The 19,297-nt window shown below is 62.5% G+C and carries 25 protein-coding genes; 10 read left to right on the top strand and 15 right to left on the bottom strand.

The features are described from left to right. Nucleotides 1-3 precede the first annotated feature (3 nt). Nucleotides 4-1,098, top strand: coding sequence for an acyltransferase family protein (locus GJW30_RS17360; protein WP_096357560.1), 1,095 nt, complete (start codon nt 4-6; stop codon nt 1,096-1,098). On the opposite strand, the gene GJW30_RS17355 is transcribed toward GJW30_RS17360, so the two are convergent. Further along, the gene (locus GJW30_RS17355) at nt 1,095-2,936 is read right to left on the bottom strand and encodes a hypothetical protein (protein ID WP_130364565.1); all 1,842 of its coding nucleotides are present in this window, start codon (nt 2,934-2,936) and stop codon (nt 1,095-1,097) included. The two genes, GJW30_RS17360 and GJW30_RS17355, sit on opposite strands and share 4 nt — an antisense overlap. A gap of 233 nt (nt 2,937-3,169) precedes the next feature. Between GJW30_RS17355 and GJW30_RS17350 the strand changes: the two genes are divergently transcribed. Beyond that, on the top strand, nt 3,170-5,509 hold the full coding sequence (locus GJW30_RS17350; RefSeq protein WP_096357556.1) for an NADP-dependent malic enzyme: 2,340 nt from the start codon (nt 3,170-3,172) through the stop codon (nt 5,507-5,509). A gap of 21 nt (nt 5,510-5,530) precedes the next feature. Here GJW30_RS17350 and GJW30_RS17345 read toward each other — a convergent pair whose 3' ends face one another. Both GJW30_RS17345 and GJW30_RS17340 read right to left on the bottom strand, forming a co-directional pair. Further along, nucleotides 5,531-5,896 (bottom strand): hypothetical protein, encoded by a 366-nt coding sequence (locus GJW30_RS17345; protein WP_096357554.1) that lies wholly within the window; start codon nt 5,894-5,896, stop codon nt 5,531-5,533. Next, nucleotides 5,896-6,741, bottom strand: a complete 846-nt coding sequence (locus GJW30_RS17340) for an amidohydrolase family protein (protein ID WP_096357552.1) — start codon at nt 6,739-6,741, stop codon at nt 5,896-5,898. The genes GJW30_RS17345 and GJW30_RS17340 overlap by 1 nt, the downstream gene beginning before the upstream one ends. A 166-nt stretch (nt 6,742-6,907) precedes the next feature. On the opposite strand from GJW30_RS17340, the gene GJW30_RS17335 reads away from it, so the two are divergent. After that, nucleotides 6,908-7,129: a hypothetical protein gene (locus tag GJW30_RS17335; protein ID WP_096357550.1), complete on the top strand. Its 222-nt coding sequence runs from the start codon at nt 6,908-6,910 to the stop codon at nt 7,127-7,129. A 1-nt stretch (nt 7,130) separates the two neighbouring features. On the opposite strand, the gene GJW30_RS17330 is transcribed toward GJW30_RS17335, so the two are convergent. Further along, nucleotides 7,131-8,024, bottom strand: coding sequence for a sugar kinase (locus GJW30_RS17330; protein WP_096357548.1), 894 nt, complete (start codon nt 8,022-8,024; stop codon nt 7,131-7,133). Between the two features lie 94 nt (nt 8,025-8,118). Next, the gene (locus tag GJW30_RS17325; protein WP_096357546.1) at nt 8,119-8,838 is read right to left on the bottom strand and encodes a superoxide dismutase; all 720 of its coding nucleotides are present in this window, start codon (nt 8,836-8,838) and stop codon (nt 8,119-8,121) included. 156 nt (nt 8,839-8,994) lie between these two features. Between GJW30_RS17325 and GJW30_RS17320 the strand changes: the two genes are divergently transcribed. Continuing rightward, nucleotides 8,995-9,384, top strand: coding sequence for a DoxX family protein (locus GJW30_RS17320; RefSeq protein WP_096357544.1), 390 nt, complete (start codon nt 8,995-8,997; stop codon nt 9,382-9,384). Between the two features lie 134 nt (nt 9,385-9,518). Here the strand turns inward: GJW30_RS17320 and GJW30_RS17315 are convergent, their stop codons facing one another. From GJW30_RS17315 to GJW30_RS17305, 3 genes are read right to left on the bottom strand one after another with little or no spacing between them, the layout of a single operon-like run. After that, a complete protein-coding gene (locus tag GJW30_RS17315) occupies nt 9,519-9,908 on the bottom strand; it encodes a VOC family protein (protein WP_096357542.1) in 390 nt (129 codons plus the stop codon). A 39-nt stretch (nt 9,909-9,947) separates the two neighbouring features. Beyond that, complete coding sequence (locus tag GJW30_RS17310; RefSeq protein WP_245408546.1) at nt 9,948-10,292, bottom strand: DUF6665 family protein; 345 nt, start codon at nt 10,290-10,292, stop codon at nt 9,948-9,950. 16 nt (nt 10,293-10,308) lie between these two features. Beyond that, complete coding sequence (locus GJW30_RS17305) at nt 10,309-10,881, bottom strand: glutathione peroxidase (protein ID WP_096357540.1); 573 nt, start codon at nt 10,879-10,881, stop codon at nt 10,309-10,311. Between the two features lie 147 nt (nt 10,882-11,028). Between GJW30_RS17305 and GJW30_RS17300 the strand changes: the two genes are divergently transcribed. After that, nucleotides 11,029-11,646: a cytochrome b gene (locus GJW30_RS17300; protein WP_096357538.1), complete on the top strand. Its 618-nt coding sequence runs from the start codon at nt 11,029-11,031 to the stop codon at nt 11,644-11,646. A gap of 66 nt (nt 11,647-11,712) precedes the next feature. After that, entirely contained in the window at nt 11,713-12,261 is a 549-nt protein-coding gene (locus GJW30_RS17295; protein ID WP_096357536.1) for a methylated-DNA--[protein]-cysteine S-methyltransferase, read from the top strand. Nucleotides 12,262-12,286: 25 nt separating this feature from the next. On the opposite strand, the gene GJW30_RS17290 is transcribed toward GJW30_RS17295, so the two are convergent. Continuing rightward, nucleotides 12,287-12,448, bottom strand: a complete 162-nt coding sequence (locus GJW30_RS17290; RefSeq protein ID WP_096357534.1) for a Thivi_2564 family membrane protein — start codon at nt 12,446-12,448, stop codon at nt 12,287-12,289. Nucleotides 12,449-12,585: 137 nt separating this feature from the next. Between GJW30_RS17290 and GJW30_RS17285 the strand changes: the two genes are divergently transcribed. Both GJW30_RS17285 and GJW30_RS17280 read left to right on the top strand, forming a co-directional pair. Then, nucleotides 12,586-13,437 carry a hypothetical protein gene (locus tag GJW30_RS17285; protein ID WP_096357532.1) on the top strand — a complete coding sequence of 284 codons (852 nt, stop codon included), beginning with the start codon at nt 12,586-12,588 and terminating at the stop codon, nt 13,435-13,437. Nucleotides 13,438-13,444: 7 nt separating this feature from the next. Further along, nucleotides 13,445-14,587 carry an MFS transporter gene (locus GJW30_RS17280; protein WP_096357530.1) on the top strand — a complete coding sequence of 381 codons (1,143 nt, stop codon included), beginning with the start codon at nt 13,445-13,447 and terminating at the stop codon, nt 14,585-14,587. Here GJW30_RS17280 and GJW30_RS17275 read toward each other — a convergent pair. Further along, nucleotides 14,584-14,886, bottom strand: a complete 303-nt coding sequence (locus tag GJW30_RS17275) for a PilZ domain-containing protein (RefSeq protein ID WP_096357528.1) — start codon at nt 14,884-14,886, stop codon at nt 14,584-14,586. The two genes, GJW30_RS17280 and GJW30_RS17275, sit on opposite strands and share 4 nt — an antisense overlap. Nucleotides 14,887-15,008: 122 nt before the next feature. Then, nucleotides 15,009-15,911: an L-threonate dehydrogenase gene (ltnD, locus tag GJW30_RS17270; protein ID WP_096357526.1), complete on the bottom strand. Its 903-nt coding sequence runs from the start codon at nt 15,909-15,911 to the stop codon at nt 15,009-15,011. 93 nt (nt 15,912-16,004) lie between these two features. On the opposite strand from ltnD, the gene GJW30_RS17265 reads away from it, so the two are divergent. Both GJW30_RS17265 and clpS read left to right on the top strand, forming a co-directional pair. Next, entirely contained in the window at nt 16,005-16,814 is an 810-nt protein-coding gene (locus tag GJW30_RS17265; RefSeq protein WP_157746779.1) for an acyl-CoA thioesterase, read from the top strand. A gap of 21 nt (nt 16,815-16,835) precedes the next feature. Beyond that, a complete protein-coding gene (gene clpS / locus GJW30_RS17260) occupies nt 16,836-17,138 on the top strand; it encodes an ATP-dependent Clp protease adapter ClpS (RefSeq protein ID WP_096357522.1) in 303 nt (100 codons plus the stop codon). Here clpS and GJW30_RS17255 read toward each other — a convergent pair whose 3' ends face one another. From GJW30_RS17255 to GJW30_RS17240, 4 genes are all read right to left on the bottom strand, one after another. After that, nucleotides 17,139-18,206, bottom strand: a complete 1,068-nt coding sequence (locus GJW30_RS17255) for a hypothetical protein (RefSeq protein ID WP_430727102.1) — start codon at nt 18,204-18,206, stop codon at nt 17,139-17,141. Further along, nucleotides 18,206-18,421 (bottom strand): hypothetical protein, encoded by a 216-nt coding sequence (locus GJW30_RS17250; protein ID WP_096357520.1) that lies wholly within the window; start codon nt 18,419-18,421, stop codon nt 18,206-18,208. The genes GJW30_RS17255 and GJW30_RS17250 overlap by 1 nt, the downstream gene beginning before the upstream one ends. 31 nt (nt 18,422-18,452) lie before the next feature. Then, nucleotides 18,453-18,599 carry a hypothetical protein gene (locus GJW30_RS22865; RefSeq protein WP_096357518.1) on the bottom strand — a complete coding sequence of 49 codons (147 nt, stop codon included), beginning with the start codon at nt 18,597-18,599 and terminating at the stop codon, nt 18,453-18,455. 108 nt (nt 18,600-18,707) lie between these two features. Continuing rightward, the gene (locus tag GJW30_RS17240) at nt 18,708-19,190 is read right to left on the bottom strand and encodes a histone H1-like repetitive region-containing protein (protein ID WP_096357516.1); all 483 of its coding nucleotides are present in this window, start codon (nt 19,188-19,190) and stop codon (nt 18,708-18,710) included. Nucleotides 19,191-19,297 lie beyond the last annotated feature (107 nt).

The following is a 19,297-nucleotide window of genomic DNA, read 5'->3' as shown; positions in this document are numbered from 1 at the left end:
TCGATGCAGTCGTCGTTCAGATCGCGCACCGATTTGGACGTGCTGCGGATCTTCGCATGCACGGCCGTGATCGTGCTGCATGCGTTGATCATCTTCTCGTTCGAGGAGACGTATCATCTGAAATCCAAGGAGACGTCGCATCTCGCGACGTTTCTGATGGATGCGTTGCGCGGCACGTCGATGCCGCTGTTCTTCATCATCGCGGGCTATGCGGCGTTGAGTTCTCTGCGCACGCGGGATGTCGCGACATTCGCGAAAGAGCGTAGCCGAAGGCTACTCGTGCCGTTCATTGTCGGCACGGTTCTGTTCGGGTCGATCATCAAATATATCGAGTTGCGGCAGGGGCGGGCGTTGTCGTTGTCTGGGTTTGCCTACCGGACGCCGCTCGGCGACACGTTCTTCGAGTTCTTCCCACGCAACCTGCGGCGGGCAAACCAGATCACGTGGTCGCATCTCTGGTTCTTGCTCTACCTTTTCTTGATGTCCGTGCCGTTCGCGGCTGTGCTGAAGCGGTTGGCGGAACGCACGCCGCTGATGCACCGACCAAGCGCTTTCCTCGTGTTCGTGCCGCTGCTGGTGCTCCCGATCTATCTCGCGCTGACGAACGGATACTGGCCGTATTTTCCGAACCTCATCGGCGATGTCTCGAACCTCATCTACTTCACGCTGTGCTTTGCGATCGGCGCGATGCTTGCGGCATGGCCCGGGTTCGAAGAGACGATGCGCGGGCAGCGCTGGTGGTTCGTCGGCTTTGCGGTCGTCGGGCTGTGCGGAATTTGGTTCAACGGGCCGTCGACGCCGGGCCGCATATTCATGGGCATCACGGCTTGGAGCGTGAGCGCGGCGTCGATCGGTTTCGCGGCCCTGCATGCACCGGCCGACACGCCAGTGCTGCGCTATTTCCGGCAGGCGACGCTGCCGGTGTTCATCATCCACCACGTGCCGTTGTTGTGGCTTGGGCTGTGGCTGATCCCGATGGCAATGCCGGTGGCTTCGAAGGTGGTGGTGATCGCGACCGGAACGATCGCGATCTCGCTTGCGGCGTATCACCTGCTCATCCGGCCGTGGAAGCCGATGCGCTTGCTGTTTGGCGGTTAAGGCCGGCGCATCTGGTCCATGATGTTGAGCCGGCCGGGGCGGGCGATCGTCACCGTGATGCGGCTGACGACTTCGGGCGTCGGCTCCGATATCTCGCCGAGCTTGACGGGCGCTGCGCCCGGTTTTGGCTTGATCGTCAGCACCAAGCGCTCACCGCTCTTGATGAACTCTTCGACCGCTTGCGCTGAGCCTGGCGTCAGCGCCGGGCCGAACAACGCAGTCGCCTGGTTCTTGAGTTCGATCGCGGCGGCAGCACGCATCGCTTCCGGCGAAATGCCGGCGCCGCTGGCGAACGCGCGGAACACGCGATTGCCGAGGCCGCCGTCCGTGATGCCGAGCGTGAGTTGCTCGACAGGCGCTTCGTCGAGATCGTCGACGCCGCCCGGACCGATGTTGGTCACGCGCGCCGAGAGATCGATCGCGCCGACATCGCTGATTTCGAATTTCGGCACTTCGATCACGGCGGCTTTCTCTGCCGCGATGTAGCGAACCTTCACGTCGGCGTTTGCTGTCAATTCGCTATAGCCGAGTGCCTTGATCTCGTCGGCGAGGGGAACGTCCGGCGGGAGTTTCGAGACGTCCGCCTTCAGCGCCTTGATCGACCAAGCGAGCTGCTCCGGCGTGCCGCGCGGGCCGGCCGGCACTTCGATGCGCATCTCGCCGAGCGACATCGGGCCGAATGGTGTGCCGGCGGTCAAATTTGCAAAGCGGAGCGCATCGAGCGACGGGATCAGCGCCATGATCTGATCGGGCGTCACGTCCGGCTCTTTGCCGGTCGATGCGATCTCGAGACCGAAGTCGAGGAGCTTCTTCCAGTTGAAGCCTTTGATTTCGAATTCGCCGAGACGGATGGGGCCGGTCGGCAGCGCGACGCCGGCGCCTGCGATCGAGAAGCGGCCGAGGCTCTGGCCTGAAAAATTCTCCATCGCGATGGTGCCGAGTTCGGCAACGCCGAGATCGGATTTCACCTTAGCGCCAATGAAGGCATAGCGTTCGACACGGAAGGTCTGCAGCACTTCGCGATAGTAAGCGGCAAGCTTCTGCCCTTGCGGTCCGGTGCCGCCCGGCATTGCGCCGGTGAGGGCTTGGATCTCGGCAATCGGCATCGCGGTCGCGGGCGCGCGGCCATAGACGCCGGCGATCTCGACCTTGCCGAAATCGATCTCGACCTGCGGCATCTTCACGGTGAAGCTTGCGATCGTCATGCGATCAACCAGCGACTTTGCTTCGCCGCTGCCGCCGCCGGTGACGAAGCGAACCAGCTCGGCGATGTCGGTCTTGCCGTAAACCGTTTCACCCATCGTGGTGGTGACGGCTTCGCCGGTCGGTGCGACCGCTTGCGAGACGCTGCGCGCGAGGCGCGCCGATTGCGCGATGCCGTTGGCGAGCGACTTCAGGCTGAAGTCGGAATATTCGGCTTCGGATTTCGATCCGGGATCGCGGAGTTTTGCCGATGCGATTTGGATATCTGCAATCGTTGTTGCACGCAGCAAGTCGGGCAAATTCGGAACCGCATTCCCTTTGGTGAGTGCTTGGAAGAGGCTTGCGGGTGCCGAGACGTCTGTCATCACGATGCTCGGCACTTCGGTGCGCGATGTGCCGATCGTGATCACGATGTTCTGCAACTCGGCGCGCGACGCGCGTGCGTTGTCGCCTTGCGTTGTAAAGCCGGTGAGGGCGATGCGTCCGATCGTCACCGTGCCGGTCGCGGGACTACCGAGCGTGACGTCGCGAAAATCGGTGGCGCCGGTTTGAATGTTGATCTGCGGTTGGGCGCCGGCAGGTGCCATTGCGCCAACCAACACGGTTAGCGCCAACGCGGCTGCGAAGGATTTCATGCGGGAAGCTCCGGATAGAGGTGGCGGAACGTACTGTGGCGCAGAGGGCAGGATTAAGGCGCGGGGAGCGCCGTTCTCAACTCGTGCGGGTGAGGCGTTGGTTGCAGTGCAACCGAAAGATAGTCCAGCGTCATCAACCCGCTAATCCGGCACGATATTGGGTTGACTGAGATAGCGCCACGGGAAATTCTCCGGTTGGGAGCCCAATCATTTGGCGCCCAGGGGATTCGCTCATGGCATCGATTTCAGACGACCTTAAAGCCAATGCTTTGGCTTATCATCGCTCGCCGCGGCCCGGAAAGCTTGAGATTCAAGCGACCAAGCCGCTCGTTACTCAACATGATCTTGGCTTGGCTTATACGCCGGGCGTTGCTGTCGCTTGCGAAGCCATTGCGGCTGATCCCCTTCAGGCCGCCGATCTGACGATCCGGCAGAACCTCGTCGCGGTCATATCGAATGGCACGGCTGTGCTCGGCCTCGGCAATATCGGCCCGCTGGCATCGAAGCCCGTGATGGAAGGCAAGGCTGTCCTCTTCAAGAAATTCGCCGGCATCGATGTGTTCGACATTGAGATCGATGCGCTGGAGATCGATCGCGTCGTCGACGTCGTCTCGGCATTGGAGCCGACGTTCGGCGGCATCAACCTCGAAGACATCAAGGCGCCGGAGTGTTTCGAAATCGAGGCGCGGCTCAAAGAGCGCATGAAGATCCCGGTCTTCCACGACGATCAACATGGCACCGCCATCATCGTTGCGGCCGCGGTGCGCAACGCGATGTTCCTCGGCAAGAAAGATTTGTCGAAGGTCAAGATCGTGACGTCGGGCGCAGGCGCTGCTGCGCTCGCATGTCTCAATCTTCTCGTCTCGCTCGGCGCTAGCCGCGAAAACATTTGGGTCACGGATATCGAGGGCCTCGTTTACGAAGGCCGCAATTCGCTGATGGATCGCTGGAAGGAGATCTACGCGCAGAAGACCGACAAGCGCACGCTCGCCGAAGCGATCGAAGGCGCGGACATTTTCCTCGGCCTGTCGGCCGGCGGCGTGCTCAAGCCCGAGTTCCTGAAAAAGATGGCGCCGCATCCGCTGATCATGGCGCTCGCCAATCCGTATCCGGAAATCATGCCGGACGAGGCGCTCGCGGTGCGCCCGGACGCGCTGATCTGCACGGGCCGTTCGGACTTCCCAAACCAGGTCAACAACGTCCTCTGCTTCCCGTTCATCTTCCGCGGCGCGCTCGATGTCGCGGCGACGACGATCAACGAAGCGATGAAGCTTGCGGCCGTGGATGCAATCGCGGGTCTTGCGCGCGAGCCGCCATCCGACGTCGCGTCGCGCGCTTACGGCGGCAAAGCCGTCACGTTCGGCACCGGATCGCTGATTCCGAACCCGTTCGATCCGCGCCTCATTTTGCGTATCGCGCCGGCCGTCGCGAAAGCGGCAATCGACTCCGGCGTCGCCAAGCGTCCGATCGGAGACTTCTCGACTTACGTCGAACGGCTGGAGCGTTTCGTGTTCCGCTCCGGCACGCTGATGAAGCCGATCTTCTCGCGCGCTCGCGAGTCGCAGCGGCGTATCATTTATGCCGAGGGCGAAGACGAGCGCGTGCTGCGCGCGACGCAGGTTGTTGTCGAGGAGAAGCTGGCGCGCCCGACGCTCGTTGGGCGTCCGGGTGTCATCGAGCAGCGGCTGGAGCGCTATGGCCTCTCAATTCGCCCCGGCAAAGACTTCGATCTCGTCAACCCAGACGACGATCCGCGTTTCCGCGAATACGTTCACGCTTATCTCGAATGCGCGGGACGTTACGGCATCACGCCGGATGCGGCACGCACCATCGTGCGCACCGAGAACACCGTGATCGCGGCGCTCGCTCTCCGGCGCGGCGAGGTCGATGCGATGATCTGCGGCGTCGAAGGGCGCTACATGCGGCACCTCAAGCAGATCGAGCATGTGATCGGTCTTGCGCCAGGTGTGCGCCACTTCGCAGCGCTCTCGCTGGTAATCACCGGCAAGGGCGCGTTTTTCATGAGCGACACGCAGGTCGCGGTCGATCCGAATGCCGAAGAGATTGCCGAGATGGCAGTGCTTGCGGCAGCGCACGTCCGCCGCTTCGGATTGACGCCGAAGATCGCACTGGTGTCGCATTCGAACTTCGGAAGCTACGACAGCCCATCGTCGCAGAAGATGCGCAAAGCGCTCGCGCTGCTGATGGAAAGTCACCCGGATCTCGAAGTCGAAGGCGAAATGCACGGCGACGCGGCGCTCAACCCGGTTATCCGCGAGAGGGTCTTCCCGCATTCGCGCATGAAAGGCGAGGCCAACGTGCTGATCATGCCGAACCTCGATGCGGCGAATATCTCGTATCAGCTCGTCAAGGCGCTCGGCGATGCGTTGCCGGTCGGCCCGATCCTGATCGGTCCGAAGCGGCCCGCGCATATCCTGACGCCGTCGGTGACGCCGCGCGGCATCGTGAACATGACGGCGATTGCGGCGGTTGAAGCCTCTGCGTTGGTCGAGGAGCGCCAGGGCGAATTGCCGATGCGTGTCGTCGCAGGGCGCGTCGTCAGCGCATCGTAACGTTTGCGGTGCGTGCCTGGGCTAGCGGGTCCAGGCACGGGTCGCGCGGTTGGCGATCTCGGCCGCGATGAGCGGGGCGGCAACACCGGCGAGGCTCAGCCATGTCGGGTTTGGCGTCAGTAAGGTGATGATCGTGGCCGCCGTGATGACGAAGCCCGCTACGACGATCGCGAGCCACCATCGTTCTCCGATTGCATTGGCCACAACACCGCCGGCCAGCGTGGCAGTGAACAAAGCAATGATCAGGACGATCTGACCGAACGACAAAACCATCGACGTCATTGCGATATTGTAGGCCACGAAGATCATCTCGCCGATGCTACTCAGCACTGCGAACCACAGTGCTGCGGTGATCAAGCCGGCCAACGACCCGAAGAAGACACGCATCAGTCGGTGAGCTTTCCGCCGAACATCGTCTCGGCGTTGCGATATGCGATGTTCTCGGCTTGATCGCGCGGGATCTGCGCGAGCCACGCGCGATATTCCTTCATGAGATTATCGTAGCTCGCCCAGCGCTCGTTGACCCACGTGTCCGAACCAATAAGGAAGCGCTTCGAGTTGCGGGCGAAGAGATCTCGCCATGCGCTGGAGATCTTGCCGCCGCCTTCCGTGATGCCGCTGCGATACGAGAGTTCGCCCGTCAGCGCCGGATAGTCTTTGAGCAATTGCTCGACGCGCTGCGGGGACGTCGTGAAGCCTGTATGCGCCCAGATGATTTTCGCGCGCGGGTTATGTCCGAACAGGATCAAGAGCGCTTCCTCATCGCAATGCGCATGCAGATAGAGATCGTGCTCGACCGCGAAATTGACGATCTTCTTCACCCATTCGGTGCCTGCGGTCTTTCCGTAGATGTGGAATTCGCCGATGCCTTTGTAGTAACCGCGTTTGTATTCCTCCTGCACCAGCTCGAAGATCGCCGGTTCGTTAAACCAGGTCTGGATGTCGGGCCGCGTGCGGTAGGGGCGGATGAAGGGGACGACCCAGAGCCCCGGCGGCTTGGCATCGACCAAGGCGCGGGTGCCGTCGTTCGGCCGGCTGGTTGCGAGAATTCCGGCGACGCCGTTGCGGCGGAAGAGTTCGAGAACTTGGTCGAGCTGAAAATAAGGTTTCGGCTCCCAGTTATAATGCAGATGCGCGTCGAAGATTTTGAGCGGCGCTTGGGCCGATGCCGGGCCGCAAAAGCAGAGCAGGGCCAATGCGATAGCTTTGGCGATGGCGGCACTTCGCAGCATATGTCCCCGCGTTATTATTGGTGGATTTTGGACAAGTGTCCGAGACTTCACGCTTCTTGAAAAGCCCGCGATGCGATATTCTGCGGCTTATTATCAGACAGACGTTTGCCAATACAGCTCGCACTTGGACGCACATCGTGTTCGGGACTGAGGGGATGGCACTTGCATGAAGCGGGACCGCTACGACTGCTTTGAAGACCCGTCCGGATGCTGGATGGTGTGGGATGTCCGCAAGGCGCGGATCGCCAAACTCAATCGGCGCGAGCTCATGGAGCTAACGCAGGGCGAGGCGCTGTCGATCAGCGATCAGCTCAATGGGCGCGAAGGGCGGCTGCATCCGGAGTTGGTGACAGAGGGCGGGCGCTTCCAGGCACGCCCGCCGGGCTAGCTCAAGCGGCTTCCTTGAACGAACGTTGAGCGTTTTCGACGTCTTCGAAGCTCGGCAACGAGTCCTCGATGCCAAGGAAGCGCACCGAATGTGCGGACGCTGCGCGCGCGAGCAGGAAGTGCTCGCTCCACGGTTTCTTCGGCTGCGCGAGATACGAATAGACGTAAGCGCCGTGGAAGATATCGCCGGCGCCGTTGGTGTCGATCACCTGGGACTTCGGCACCGAGAGCGAGGGCATGCGGCGGATGATGCCGCTGCCGTCGTACCAGATCAGCCCTTCCGAGCCGAGCGTCACGCCACCGACCTTCACGCCCTTGTTCTGCAGCATGTGGCACATGCCTTCGGGCGTCAGGTGGAGCTGTTCGCACATGCGCTCCGAGCAGATCGCAACGTCAATGAATTCGAGCAGTTCTTCGGTGTTCGCGCGCACGCCGCCACCGTCGAGCGACGTCAGAATACCGCGCTCACGGCAAAGCTTTGCGTAGTGCAAGGCGGCGTCCGACTGGTGGCCGTCGACATGCAGCGCGCCGCAGCCACTAAGATCGAGCGGCGGGACGGGGTGAAGATACTGATCGTCGCGGCAGCGCAGGATCGCGCGTTTGCCTTCACGCGGCATGACGAACGAGAGCGAGGACTCGCGCACCTTTCGGCCGTGAACAGAGATTTTGTATTTCAACGCCATGTCGAGAAACATGCGCGACAGCCAATCGTCCGCCATCGACGTCAGCAGATCGGGCACGACCCCGAGCTTTGCGCAGCAAAAGGCGGCGGATACCGCGTTGCCGCCGAAGGAGACTGCGTAGTCTCTCGCGACGGCCTTGTCGTCGCCGGTTGGGAAACTGTCGGCCAGGAATGTGATGTCGATATAGGTCTGACCAATGAAGAGCGCTTTCATAATGCCTCCACGACGACCGCCCGACCGCAGCCGGGCGACTCGGAGGTAAGATTAGGCAAGATCAGGGCCAAGATTTCAAACGCCGATGCCTGCGTCAGATCTCGAGCTTGCCGGCTTTGGCGGCGGCGTAACGCTCGCCGACCTTGTTCCAGTTGACGACGTTCCACCAGGCTTTGAGATAATCCGGGCGGCGGTTCTGGTAGGTCAGGTAGTAAGCGTGCTCCCAGACGTCGTTGCCGAAGAGGACGTGCTTGCTGTCCATCAGCGGCGTGTCCTGGTTGGGCTTCGATTCAAGCGCCAGCTTTCCGTCCTTCGCGACGGTGACGAAGACCCAGCCCGAGCCGAAGACGCGGCCGCCGGCGGCGTTGAAGTCGTTCTGCATCTTCTCGAGGCCGCCGAGATCGCGGTCGATCGCCTGCGCGAGTTCGCCGGCCGGCTTGCCGCCGCCCGGTCCCATGATCTGCCAGAACATCGTGTGGTTGGCGTGCCCGCCGCCGTTGTTGCGGATGGCGGTGCGGACGGCTTCCGGAACCTGCTGAATCTTCGCCAAGATGCTCTGCAGCGGTTCTTTCGCAAGCTCGCCGTGGTCCTTCAGCGCGGTATTAAGATTGCCGACGTAAGCGGCGTGGTGACGATCGTGATGCAGCTCCATCGTCTTCGCGTCGATGTGCGGCGCGAGCGCGTCGTTGGCGTAGGGCAGCGGGTCGAGCCTGAACGGCCCGGTTGGTGCCTGCGCGAAAGCGAAGCGCGACAGCGTCGGGGCTAAAGTGATGGCGGCGAGACCCGTGATCATGGTGCGACGTGACGTTTGCATGGGGTTCCTTCCCGGCCGGGGGGTTCGCGTGATCATCGCGTCAACGCGTGACATTACTGCGGTGTTCCGCGTCAAGCTTCTGTGAGTGTTGCAGCGGTGCGATTGTGCGGCAAGTTTTTGCGCGCTATGGGCGGCTCACCATAAGGAGAATCCGCCATGAACGACCTGCTTTACGCTATCGGCCGCGCCCTGATCCCCATCATGTTCATCCATTCGGGGTGGGGGAAGCTGATGGCCATCGAGCGCACCGTGGCGGCGATCACCAGCAAGGGATTGCCGCAGCCGACCGTGCTCGCGTGGGTGGTTGCGATCGTCGAACTGGTCGGCGGCGTGATGGTTCTGGTCGGCTTCAAGACGCGCTATGCGGCGCTTGCGCTGCTCGTCTTCACGGCGATCGCGACCTACTACTTCCATAACTTCTGGGCGCTGTCGGGCGATGCCGTGAACCTGCAGCGCATCATGGCGCTGAAGAACCTTGCCGTCATGGGCGCGTTGCTGATGCTGATTGCGAACGGCAGCGGCCGGTTCTCAGTTGATCGGCGGTAGGTCGCTTGTAGCCCGGATGAGTGGGCGGCGCAGATGCGCCGCTCGCGACATCCGGGGGTAGGCGCAACGTGGGCTCCGGATGTCGCTCGGTCCGCGCAAAAAGCGCGGTCTCGCTCATGCGGGCTACTGGAGCGCTACAGCCCTTCCTTCGCGGTGTCGTAGTTGAGCTCGATCACGACGCCGTTCGGGTCCGTGATGAAAATCTGCCAGAGTTCGTTGCCCGGGACGGCAACATCTTTGAACTCGACTTTCTTCGCGCTGAGCCGGTCCTTCATCGCTTTGAAGCCGTCGCTGACGAAAGCGACGTGATGGACGACGCCGGAGTCCGGCTTCTGGGCTTCCTGCGTCGCCGAGATGTCGACGAGGTGTACGACCGCGCGGCCTTCCGAATACATCCAGGCGCCCGGGAAAGCGAAATTCGGACGCGGGCCTTTTTCGAGGCCGAGGACGTGCTCATAGAACTGGACGGTTTCCGGGAATTTTCGCGTACGCACGTTGAAGTGGTCGAGTAGTCCAACGCTCATGGTTTCCTCCGGCTTTTGTTGCCGGCAGTATGCGCAAAGTCAGCGCGGCGGGAAAGCGCCCATGCGGTCGCGCACTTCATTCGGGACTTTGTAGTCGCGGAGCAGCCGCGCCGAGTCGCGGAGGCCGAGCGCCTCGCGCTGGACGACGAAATGCCAGAGCGCGGAGCCGGCTTCGGCGACGAGGCGGCGGCGCTGGGCTTTACGCTCGTCGGTGAGTTCGGCCGGTTGCTCGGCGTCGAAGGCGGCGAGTGCCGCGATGGCGGCCTCTAGCTGGCGGCCCATGCGGCCGAGGGTCGATGCCTTTTCCTGCGCGATCTCGTAGTCGAGCGCGGCGGAGACGCTTTCGGGCTTCGGCTGATAGCGCTGCGGAGGCCGCACCGTCACTGCGAGACAACCCGGGTCACTGCGAAACAACCGCCGGCGCTAGCTGCTTCTCGATCGCGCCGAGAATGCGCGGATCGTTCGGCTCGATGGCAGACGGGAAAGAGCCGACAATCTTGCCGTCGCGGCCGATCAGATACTTATGGAAGTTCCAGCGCGGCGGCTCGAGCGGGCGCTCGGCCGCGGCCCAGCGATAGAACGGGTGCGGGGACGATCCGCGGATCACCGCCTTGTGAGCGACCGGGAAGGTGACGCCGTGGGCATGCGCCGTGTGATTGATATCGGCGTCGCTGCCGGGCTCCTGGCCGCCGAAATCGTTCGACGGGACGCCGACGATCAGCAGGCCGCGGTCCTTGTAGCGCTGCCAGACCTCTTCGAGCCCGCGGTACTGCGGGGTGAAGCCGCAGAGCGAAGCCGTGTTGACGACGAGGATCGGCTTGCCGGCATGCTCGGACAGCCGGATCGGCTGGCCGTCGAGGCCCGTGAAGGAGAAAGCGAATGCCGAACGCGATACGTCCTGCGCGCTGGCAGGGGCGAGCGGGGCGGCGGTGGCGGCCAGCAGAGCCAAGAGGGTGCGGCGATCGAGATTCATCGTGCGTCCAGTCTAACCTATTCAACGCTCCATGGGGATACGCGAAAGAAGTCCTTTGGTTTCCTGGAGCGGAGCCGCAAAGTCCGGTTGTCGCAGGCCCGAAACCATCCGGCGCGGCAGGCGTAGGGTCTTCAGGGAGCCACATCGATGACCGAGCCGTCCTACCGATACACGGCCGTCGCGGCCATTCTGCACTGGCTGACGGTGCTCGCCATCTTCGTGCTGATTGGGATGGGATGGTGGATGACGCGGCTCGGCGAGCCGCAACACGACCTCAAGATGGCGCTCTACACGTTTCACAAGTCGCTCGGTTTGACCGTGCTGCTGCTGACGGTGCTGCGCATCTTTTGGCGGCTGACCCATAAGGCGCCGCCGTTGCCGTCGCATATGCCGCTGATCCAGAAGGCTGCCGCGCATCTATTGCACTTCGGGCTTTACGTGATGCTGCTGGCGCTGCCGGTCAGTGGGTGGGTGTTCAACGACGCGGTGCAGTTTCCGCTGCCGTTCTGGGGCATCGGCGATCTGCCGGACCTCTATCGCTGGGACGACGCGACGAAAACCGCGACGATCTTCGGGTTCATCCCTATCCGGGGCGTTTTCGCCGACTCGGTGCAGGCCTGGCAGGGGATGCAGACCGCGCACCGCTGGCTCGGCTATCTCCTGATGGCGATGATCGTCGCGCATGTCGGTGCGGCGCTGAAGCATACCTTCGTTGACAAGGATAACCTGCTGCTCCGCATGGTCCCGCGCTTCGGCGGGGACTGACGGCTGCTGCCAATTTGATTCAGGAAACGGGTGGAGCCTGCTGCTCCGTCTTGCTAAATTCCGATCATGCAGACCGGGCATTACACCATCGTCGAGACAGCGATCGGAGCCTGCGGCCTCGCCTGGATGGGCGAGCGCATCACGCGTTTTCGGTTGCCGGAGCATGATCGGGCGGTGACCGAACGACGGCTGCAATCGCGCACCGGGGCTGACGCGCCAAGCGAACCATCGCCCGCGATTGCGCGCACGATTTCGAAGCTGCAGCGATACTTCGAGGGCGAGCGCATCGCGTTCGACGAAGCCGAGATCGCGCTGCCGCGCGTCTCTGAGTTCTTCGAACGCGTTTATGCGGAGGCGCGCGCGCTGCCGTGGGGTGAGACCGCGACCTACGGTGAGATTGCCAGACGCGCCGGCGTTGCCGATGGCGCGCAGGCGGTCGGGCAGGCGATGGGCAGCAACCCGCTGCCCATCATCATCCCGTGTCATCGCGTATTGGCGGCAGGCGCCAAGCTCGGTGGCTTCTCGGCCTATGGCGGAGTCGTCACCAAGCAGAAGCTGTTAGCGATGGAAGGTGTGCATTTCGACGGCGGTCAGCCGTCGTTGCCAGGTCTCTAGGCGTTAGGCCTCTAAACGCCGGCCTTTAGAAGACTGCGAGATATTTCAGCAGCGAAATGATGCCGATGATGATGACGATGACGCGCGCGATCTGCTTCGCGCGGCCGTCGAGCGGCAGCATGTTGATGAGATAGAGAACTAGGAAGATAACCAGGAATGTAATCAGAATGCTGATCAGGATCGACATGAATAGCCCCGTGTGGATTTGATGGGCTGACAACGCGCCGCGACGGTATTGGTTTCATCCTGATGGTAATTTTCAACCTCGCGCTCGTCGAGGCGTGCGATTCCTGGTAAGGCTTGGCCGGGGCAACAGGCGTCGGAATGCGCAGCGGCTTAACGCATATTGGCTTTTCGGTTGGACTTCACGCCGCGCTGCTGGCGGGCGTCATGCTGTTTTTGTCGAACCCGAAGCCATATGCGTCGACGCCTGAGCCGGCTATCGAAGTCGACGTGGTGACTCCGGAGGAGGCCAAGCTTCCGGAGCCGCCGCCGGAGGAGAAGCGACAAGAAAAGGCCGAAGAAAGCATTCTGCCGAGCACTGGGACCGCAGCGGCTCCGAGCAGCGCAAATTCACCGCCGCCTCAGCAGAGCGCATCCGCAGCGCAAACTCCGGCACAGCCGCAGACGAATGCTCAAGCGCAGCAGCGACCGGAGCAACAGACGCAGCAGCAGCCCCAACAGCAAGCGCCGCCACAACAGCAACCTCCTCAGCAGCAGCAGCAACAGCCTCCGCAGCAACAGACCGAGGCGCAGCAGAGCGCCGACAACACGCCGCCGCGTGCGAGCCGCTTCGAAGAGATCGCGACGCAGTTGCGCTACGGCTCGCGCTTCGCCAACAACACAGACTTCGACGCGAAGGCGTCGGAGCAGGTCGATCTGACCGGTGATCAGATTTCGAATTTCAAGGCTAAGCTGAAGAGCTGCTGGCGGCTCGATCCGAAAGTGTCCTCGGCCTCGCGCGCGCATGTCGTGCTCCGCGTGCAGCTCAATATCGATGGACGCGTCACGGCCGAGCCGAGTCTGATTGAAGCCAGCGCTTCCGCGGACGGGCCTGCCGTGATGCGCGCTGCGGTGACGGCGGTGACGAAGTGTGCGCCCTTCGATCTGCCGCGTGACCGCTATCAGCAGTGGCGCGTCATGGATATCCGCTTCACGCCGGCCGAGATGAGCTGACCGGCGGATGTTCCTCGCCCGTCTTGCGTTGTTGCTCGGTAACTTCATCACCGGCCTCGTCATCTTGGCTCCGGCCGGGATGCTGCAGCCGCTCGCCGACGGTTTCGGCGTCGGTATTCGTGAGGCCGGGTTCCTCATCACATACGGCGCGGTGGTGCTTTGCATCGCGTCTCCGATCGTCGGCTGGGCCACAAGCACAATCGATCGCCGTTTGCTGCTGGCCGGCGTGATGGTGCTCGTCGGCGTCGCGCATCTCGGAATGGCGATGGCTCCCGGTTATTGGAGCGTGTTGGGGCTGAGGCTTCTGATGGTCACGGTCGCGGCCGCGTACACGCCGCAGGCCGCGAGCGCAGTCGCGCTGCTCGTACCCGAGAAGGATCGCGCGGGCGCCATCGCTTTCGTCTTCATCGGGTGGTCGCTTTCGGTCGCCGCCGGGATGCCGATGGTCGCGTACCTCTCTAGCAAACTTGGATATGGCTTTTGCTTCGGCGTGCTCGGCGCTCTCGCGCTGCTGTGCGCCGCGCTGCTTTTCGTCACGCTGCCGCGCGGACTGAAAACTACCCCGTTTTCGCTGTCGAGCTGGGGCGATGTCGTTCGGCACCGGCTGATCGTGTTGTTGCTGGTGATGACGGCCGTGCAGGTCAGCGGGCAGTTTCTGATCATCACTTATATGGGGCCGCTGCTGACGGCCCTAACTGGCGCGGACGCGTCCGTCATCGCGATCTTCTTTGCGATTTACGGCGTGTGCGGATTTCTCGGCAGCATCGCGGCGACGCGCATTGTCGGGACATTCGGCGCTTACAAGACATCAGGCATTGCGGTCGCGACCATTTTGGCCGGCGTTCTGCTGTGGGCGCTCGGCAGCGGCGCCGTGATCGTGATGGGGATTGGCGCGGGAATTTGGGGCTTAGGATTTGCCGCCGCCAACTCGATGCAGCAGGCGCGGCTCTACGCGGCCGCGCCGCCGCTTGCCAGCGTCACGGTCGCGCTGAACTCGTCGGCGATCTATGTCGGGCAGGCGATCGGATCGGCGATCGGCGGCGTGATGTTCGCGAACGCGATGCGGATCGAAATGGGATTCGTCGCCGCGGCTTTCGTCGCGGCTTCGCTCGGTCTCTGGCTGCTGACGCGTCCGCGGCACGCCGCTTAGCGGACAACCTCAGCAACACGGCTGCGCACTGACGGTCCGTCCGGCGGTAGGATATCGACGAACTGGACGCCGACTTCTTCGCCGCGCCGCCACGCGACACGGCAGCTGCGCGGACGCCCACGGCCCGGTGTTAGGCGCAGGATGAATTGATCCGGCAGCGCCTCGTGGCAGGCGATACGCGCGCCGCCATTCGATAAATTTTTAACGACGCAGTTGAGCCGTTCGGTGCCTTCACCGAGGTCAATGCTCGCCGGCGACTTCCATTCGATGCGGAAATTTTGCCTGCGTTCGTTTTTCATTGTCGTGACTCCCCACGTGATCGCAGGGATACAAGACGACCAGCCGGAAAGAGGCGCTTAAGCAATTAGGGCAAATGTTACCTATCGGGAATTTGCTCAATGAAGTGACGCGTTAATCACAATTATTTCTTTGCTTCGGGCAATTTTGTCCCACTAACTTGCGCGTAAATTCGCGCCACCGAGGCGTCGTCGTCGCGGCCGTAGCCCGCACCAGCCGACATCAGGAACATTTGGAGGGCCGCCGCCGCGAGCGGCACCGGGAAGCGCGCATCGCGCGCCATATCCTGGACAATGCCGAGATCCTTGACGAAAATTTCGGTCGCGCTGCGCGGCGCATAGTCGCCGTCAAGAACGCGTGGCATGCGATTTTCGAACATCCATGAATTGCCGGCAGACGCCGTGATGACTTCGTAGACCTTGCGGATGTCGAGGCCTTGGCGCGCCGCGAAGGTGAGCGCTTCGCTCGCTGCAGCGATATGCACTCCGGCGAGAAGCTGATTGATCATCTTGAACGCCGCGCCTTGGCCGGGCGCGTCGCCGAGTTCGTAGAGATTTTGCGCCATCGCATCGAGGGCAGGGCGCGCGGCCTTGAACGCCGCTTCGCTGCCCGAAGAAAGAACGGTGAGCGCGCCTTCGGCCGCGCGCTGCGCGCCGCCGCTGATCGGCGCATCGAGATAGTGACGGCCGGTCGCTTCGAGACGTTTTGCGAAGGCGCGTGCGTAGTCCGGATTCATCGTCGCGGAAGAGATGAAGACGGAGCCTTTCGGCATCGCATCCGCGACGCCGTTATCGCCGAACAACACGGCTTCGGTCTGCGCCGCGTTGACGACGACGCAGACGACGATCTCGGCATCCTTCGCGGCCTCCGCCGGGGTCTTCGCGCCGCGGCCACCGTCCTTGACGAAGCGTTCGACATTCTCGGCGCTGACATCGCAGCCGGTGACCTCGTGGCCGGCTCGGCGCAGCGACGTCGCCATGCCGTATCCCATCGATCCGAGCCCGATGACCGCGATGCGTGAAGTCATGACGTTTCCTCAGTCTGTTTTCTTTTCCGCGCAGCGACGATAAAGAGCGTGGCAAAGCATAAGCAAGCGCATTCGCGCGGGAGTTCATCAGCCTTGGTTCACATTCTCGACGAAGCGACCGTTCTAACGCGCAGCGGTGATGTTTTCAGCGGGCGCACACATCCGTACTATTGGAACTTCACCGGGCCGTTCGGTGGGTTCACGGGCGGCGCGCTGATGCGTGCAGTGCTCGAGCGCGAGCATATCGGCGATCCCGTCGCGATGACGGTGAATTACTGCTCGCCGCTCGTGGAGGGTGACTTCGAGATCGCGATCAAATCGCCGCGCACGAACAAGTCGTCGCAGCACTTCTCGCTCGAGCTTTCGCAAGGCGACGCCGGCATTGCGGCGACGGCGACAGCCGTCACGGCGATACGGCGCGAGAGCTGGGATCATGCGCCGAAGCAAAGCCCCGACGGCGGCCAGCCGGAAGACTTCAAAGACGTCGTGTTTCCGAAGGCCGCGATGGCTTGGCTGTCGCGTTATCGGTTCCGGCTCGCCGATGGCGAATTGAATTTCGGACGCACCCCGCGCGCGGAGAATGCCAGCGCGCGGTCGGTGATGTGGATGGCCGACAATCCGGCTCGGCCGGTCGATTTCATCTCGCTGATGGCGATGAGCGATGCGTTCCTGGCGCGGATCGCACAAGTGCGCGGCGCGATGGTGAAGCTCGGCACCGTGTCGATGACGACGTATTTCCACGTTTCCGCGGAAGAGCTGGCGGCGAACGGTGACGCGTTCGTGCTTGGCATGGCGGACGCGACGGTATTTCATCGCGGCTTCCACGATCAGATATCGGAGATTTGGTCGCGCGCCGGTGTGTTGCTCGCGACCTCGCATCAGATCGTGTATTATCGGGACTAACGCGAGCCCATCGGAGGCGCGATGAAAACCGCCACCAAGATCCACACCAAGACGGCAACGAAGACGGAGCGGCCGAAGCTATACAAGGTCATCTTGCTGAACGATGACTACACGCCGCGTGAATTCGTCGTGCTGGTGCTCAAGGCTGTGTTCCGTATGAACGAGAGCCAGTCGAGCCGCGTGATGCTCACGGCGCATCAGAAAGGCTCGTGCGTGGTCGCAGTGTTCGCGCGCGACGTTGCGGAGACGAAGGCGAAGGAAGCGACCGATCTCGGCAAAGAGAAGGGCTATCCGCTGTTCTTCAGCACGGAGCCAGAAGAGTAGTCAGACGGCGACTTGTTGTGGTCGCGGAACGATGCGCCATTCGAACGCGCCGTCGCCGTGATCGAGGCGCTTGTCGATCTTCAGCTCGAGCCTGCGATTGTGCGCCGCGAGTGCGCCGGCGAGCAGGCTGTTCCATATCTCGAAGGCAGAGGCGTGGAGCGGCGGCAGTCCTGCCATCAGCTTCCATGATGTCTGACGCACGCGGATGTCGTTGGCGTTCACCGTAAGCTCGGCACTGTCGCCTTGCGCGGTGGCCAATGCGACCATGAAGCGCGCGAAGCGTGTCACATCGCCGCTATCCGGCATTTCAAACGCGCGAGCGGTTCGGCTGTAGAACTGCATGCCGATGAGTTGTGCCGTGACGCCGCCGAGATACGTCGCGTCCGCCGGCCCGAAATGCGCGATGAGTTCGGGGATCGCGGTGCGCGTGTATTCCATCGCGTAGTTGCGCCGCGCCTTCTGCAGCCGCTCCGGCGGCCACGTTGCGGTCGGCAGCACCGGTGCTTGGGCGGGGTCGAAGTCAGGCGCATCCTCGCCGCGTGCGAAACGGACACGATCTTCTGGCTCGAGATCGTGGTCGTATTCGCAGTAGTAGCCTTCGAGGCCGGGCTGGCCGTCCATCGTTTGCTTGGTGCAGACGAAGCCGAGCCGCTTGTTCTTCAGCGTCACGCCGTTGTGGCCGTGCCAGCCGTGAAGCATCGCGCGCGAAACCTCGCTCGGGATGGCGCAGATGGCGGTGCCGTCCCACGCCCAGCGTGGCGGCGCGTAGCGTATCCACGCTTTCTTCGGCGTCTCCTCCATATATTCGACGCGCACGCCGCCGATCGCGTTGGAGAGATAGTGATAACGCGCCGCGATGATTGCGGGAGGCAGGCCGGCGAGGCCGAGCTTCTCGATGCCGGGCAGGAATTTCTCGTGGTGTTGGCGGCGAAAGATGCGGAAGACGAGATCGGCCGCGTCGCGATTGCTCTTGCGCGTCGCGGTCGTCATCACGAGGCCGGTGAAAAAGGCGTGATACCACTCGGCGACGGCGGACCAACGTGCCGCATCCTCGACACTGTCGCTGATCACAGCGGGCTCCACCACGTGTAGGCGAGTTTGCCGAGCGCGATCACGACCAGCGTGCTGACGACGCCGATGAAGATGTAGATGCCGATGTCGAGCTGGCGTTTGAATTCCTTCGTCGCCTCCGAAACGCGGTTCGGCCGGCGGAAGAAGATCGTCCGCAGGAACAGGAAAACCGGGATGGCCGCGATGAGAAAGGCGAGGACTTTGAAGAGCATCCGGCCAGCATAGCCGAACCGCAGAAGGACGCTACTTTCCTTCGATCTTCAGGCCATCCTGCCCACCGACAGTGATGTTGATTCCGGACTTCTGCCGCTCCTGATAGAGCGAATATCCAAGGACAGCGGAGCCGACCAGCAGCGCGCCCAGCAATACGTAGAGAAAATTGCGATTCATCGTCACTCCGCGGATCTCGGGCGGAACAACGCGCTAACGAGTCGATGAGTTCCCGAAAAAGCGAGGCCCACCGGGGCGGGCGCTCGCGATGAGGGGTGAGGGAAGAGCCTAGCGGCGTGCGGTCTTCCGCTTCACGGCACGACGCGCCGTTGTCTTGCGGGCGGTCGTCTTCCTTGCAGCTGCGCGACGAGCCGGAGCTTTGCGAGCTGTTGTCTTACGGGCTGTTGTCTTACGGGCTGTCGACTTACGAGCCGTAGACTTACGAGCCGTAGACTTACGAACAGTCGCCTTACGCGCTGTGCTCTTACGAGCTGTCGCCTTGCGGGCCGTTGTCTTCCGAGCTGTTGTCTTGCGCGCGGTGGTCTTGCGCGCTGTCGTCTTCTTCGTGGCAGCGCGTTTCGTCACGGCCTTCTTCTTTGGAGCAGAGCGCTTCTTCGCCGTCGCCTTCTTGGCGGCTTCGGTCCTGCTCTTGCGCTTCACGTCTTGGCCGTGCGCGCGCTTGTATGTCTGGATGTCTTTGAATTTCCCGCTCTTGCTGCGGACCGCGTAGAGCTTCGTGCCTTTACGCGAACGGTGGGTCGTTCTTGCCATTTTTCTGGTCTCCTTGATTCCCCCTCTACGACTTTACCTAATTATGACGATGCGACAACATTGCGGCAGCCGGCGTCCTTGCACGCAGAACGCAAGCGTCGCAGAGT

It is taken from the genome of Variibacter gotjawalensis, from assembly GCF_002355335.1.
Lineage (GTDB): Bacteria > Pseudomonadota > Alphaproteobacteria > Rhizobiales > Xanthobacteraceae > Variibacter > Variibacter gotjawalensis.
The sequence above is the reverse complement of the archived record's forward strand: the minus strand, read 5'-3'. Positions and strand labels throughout refer to the sequence as shown.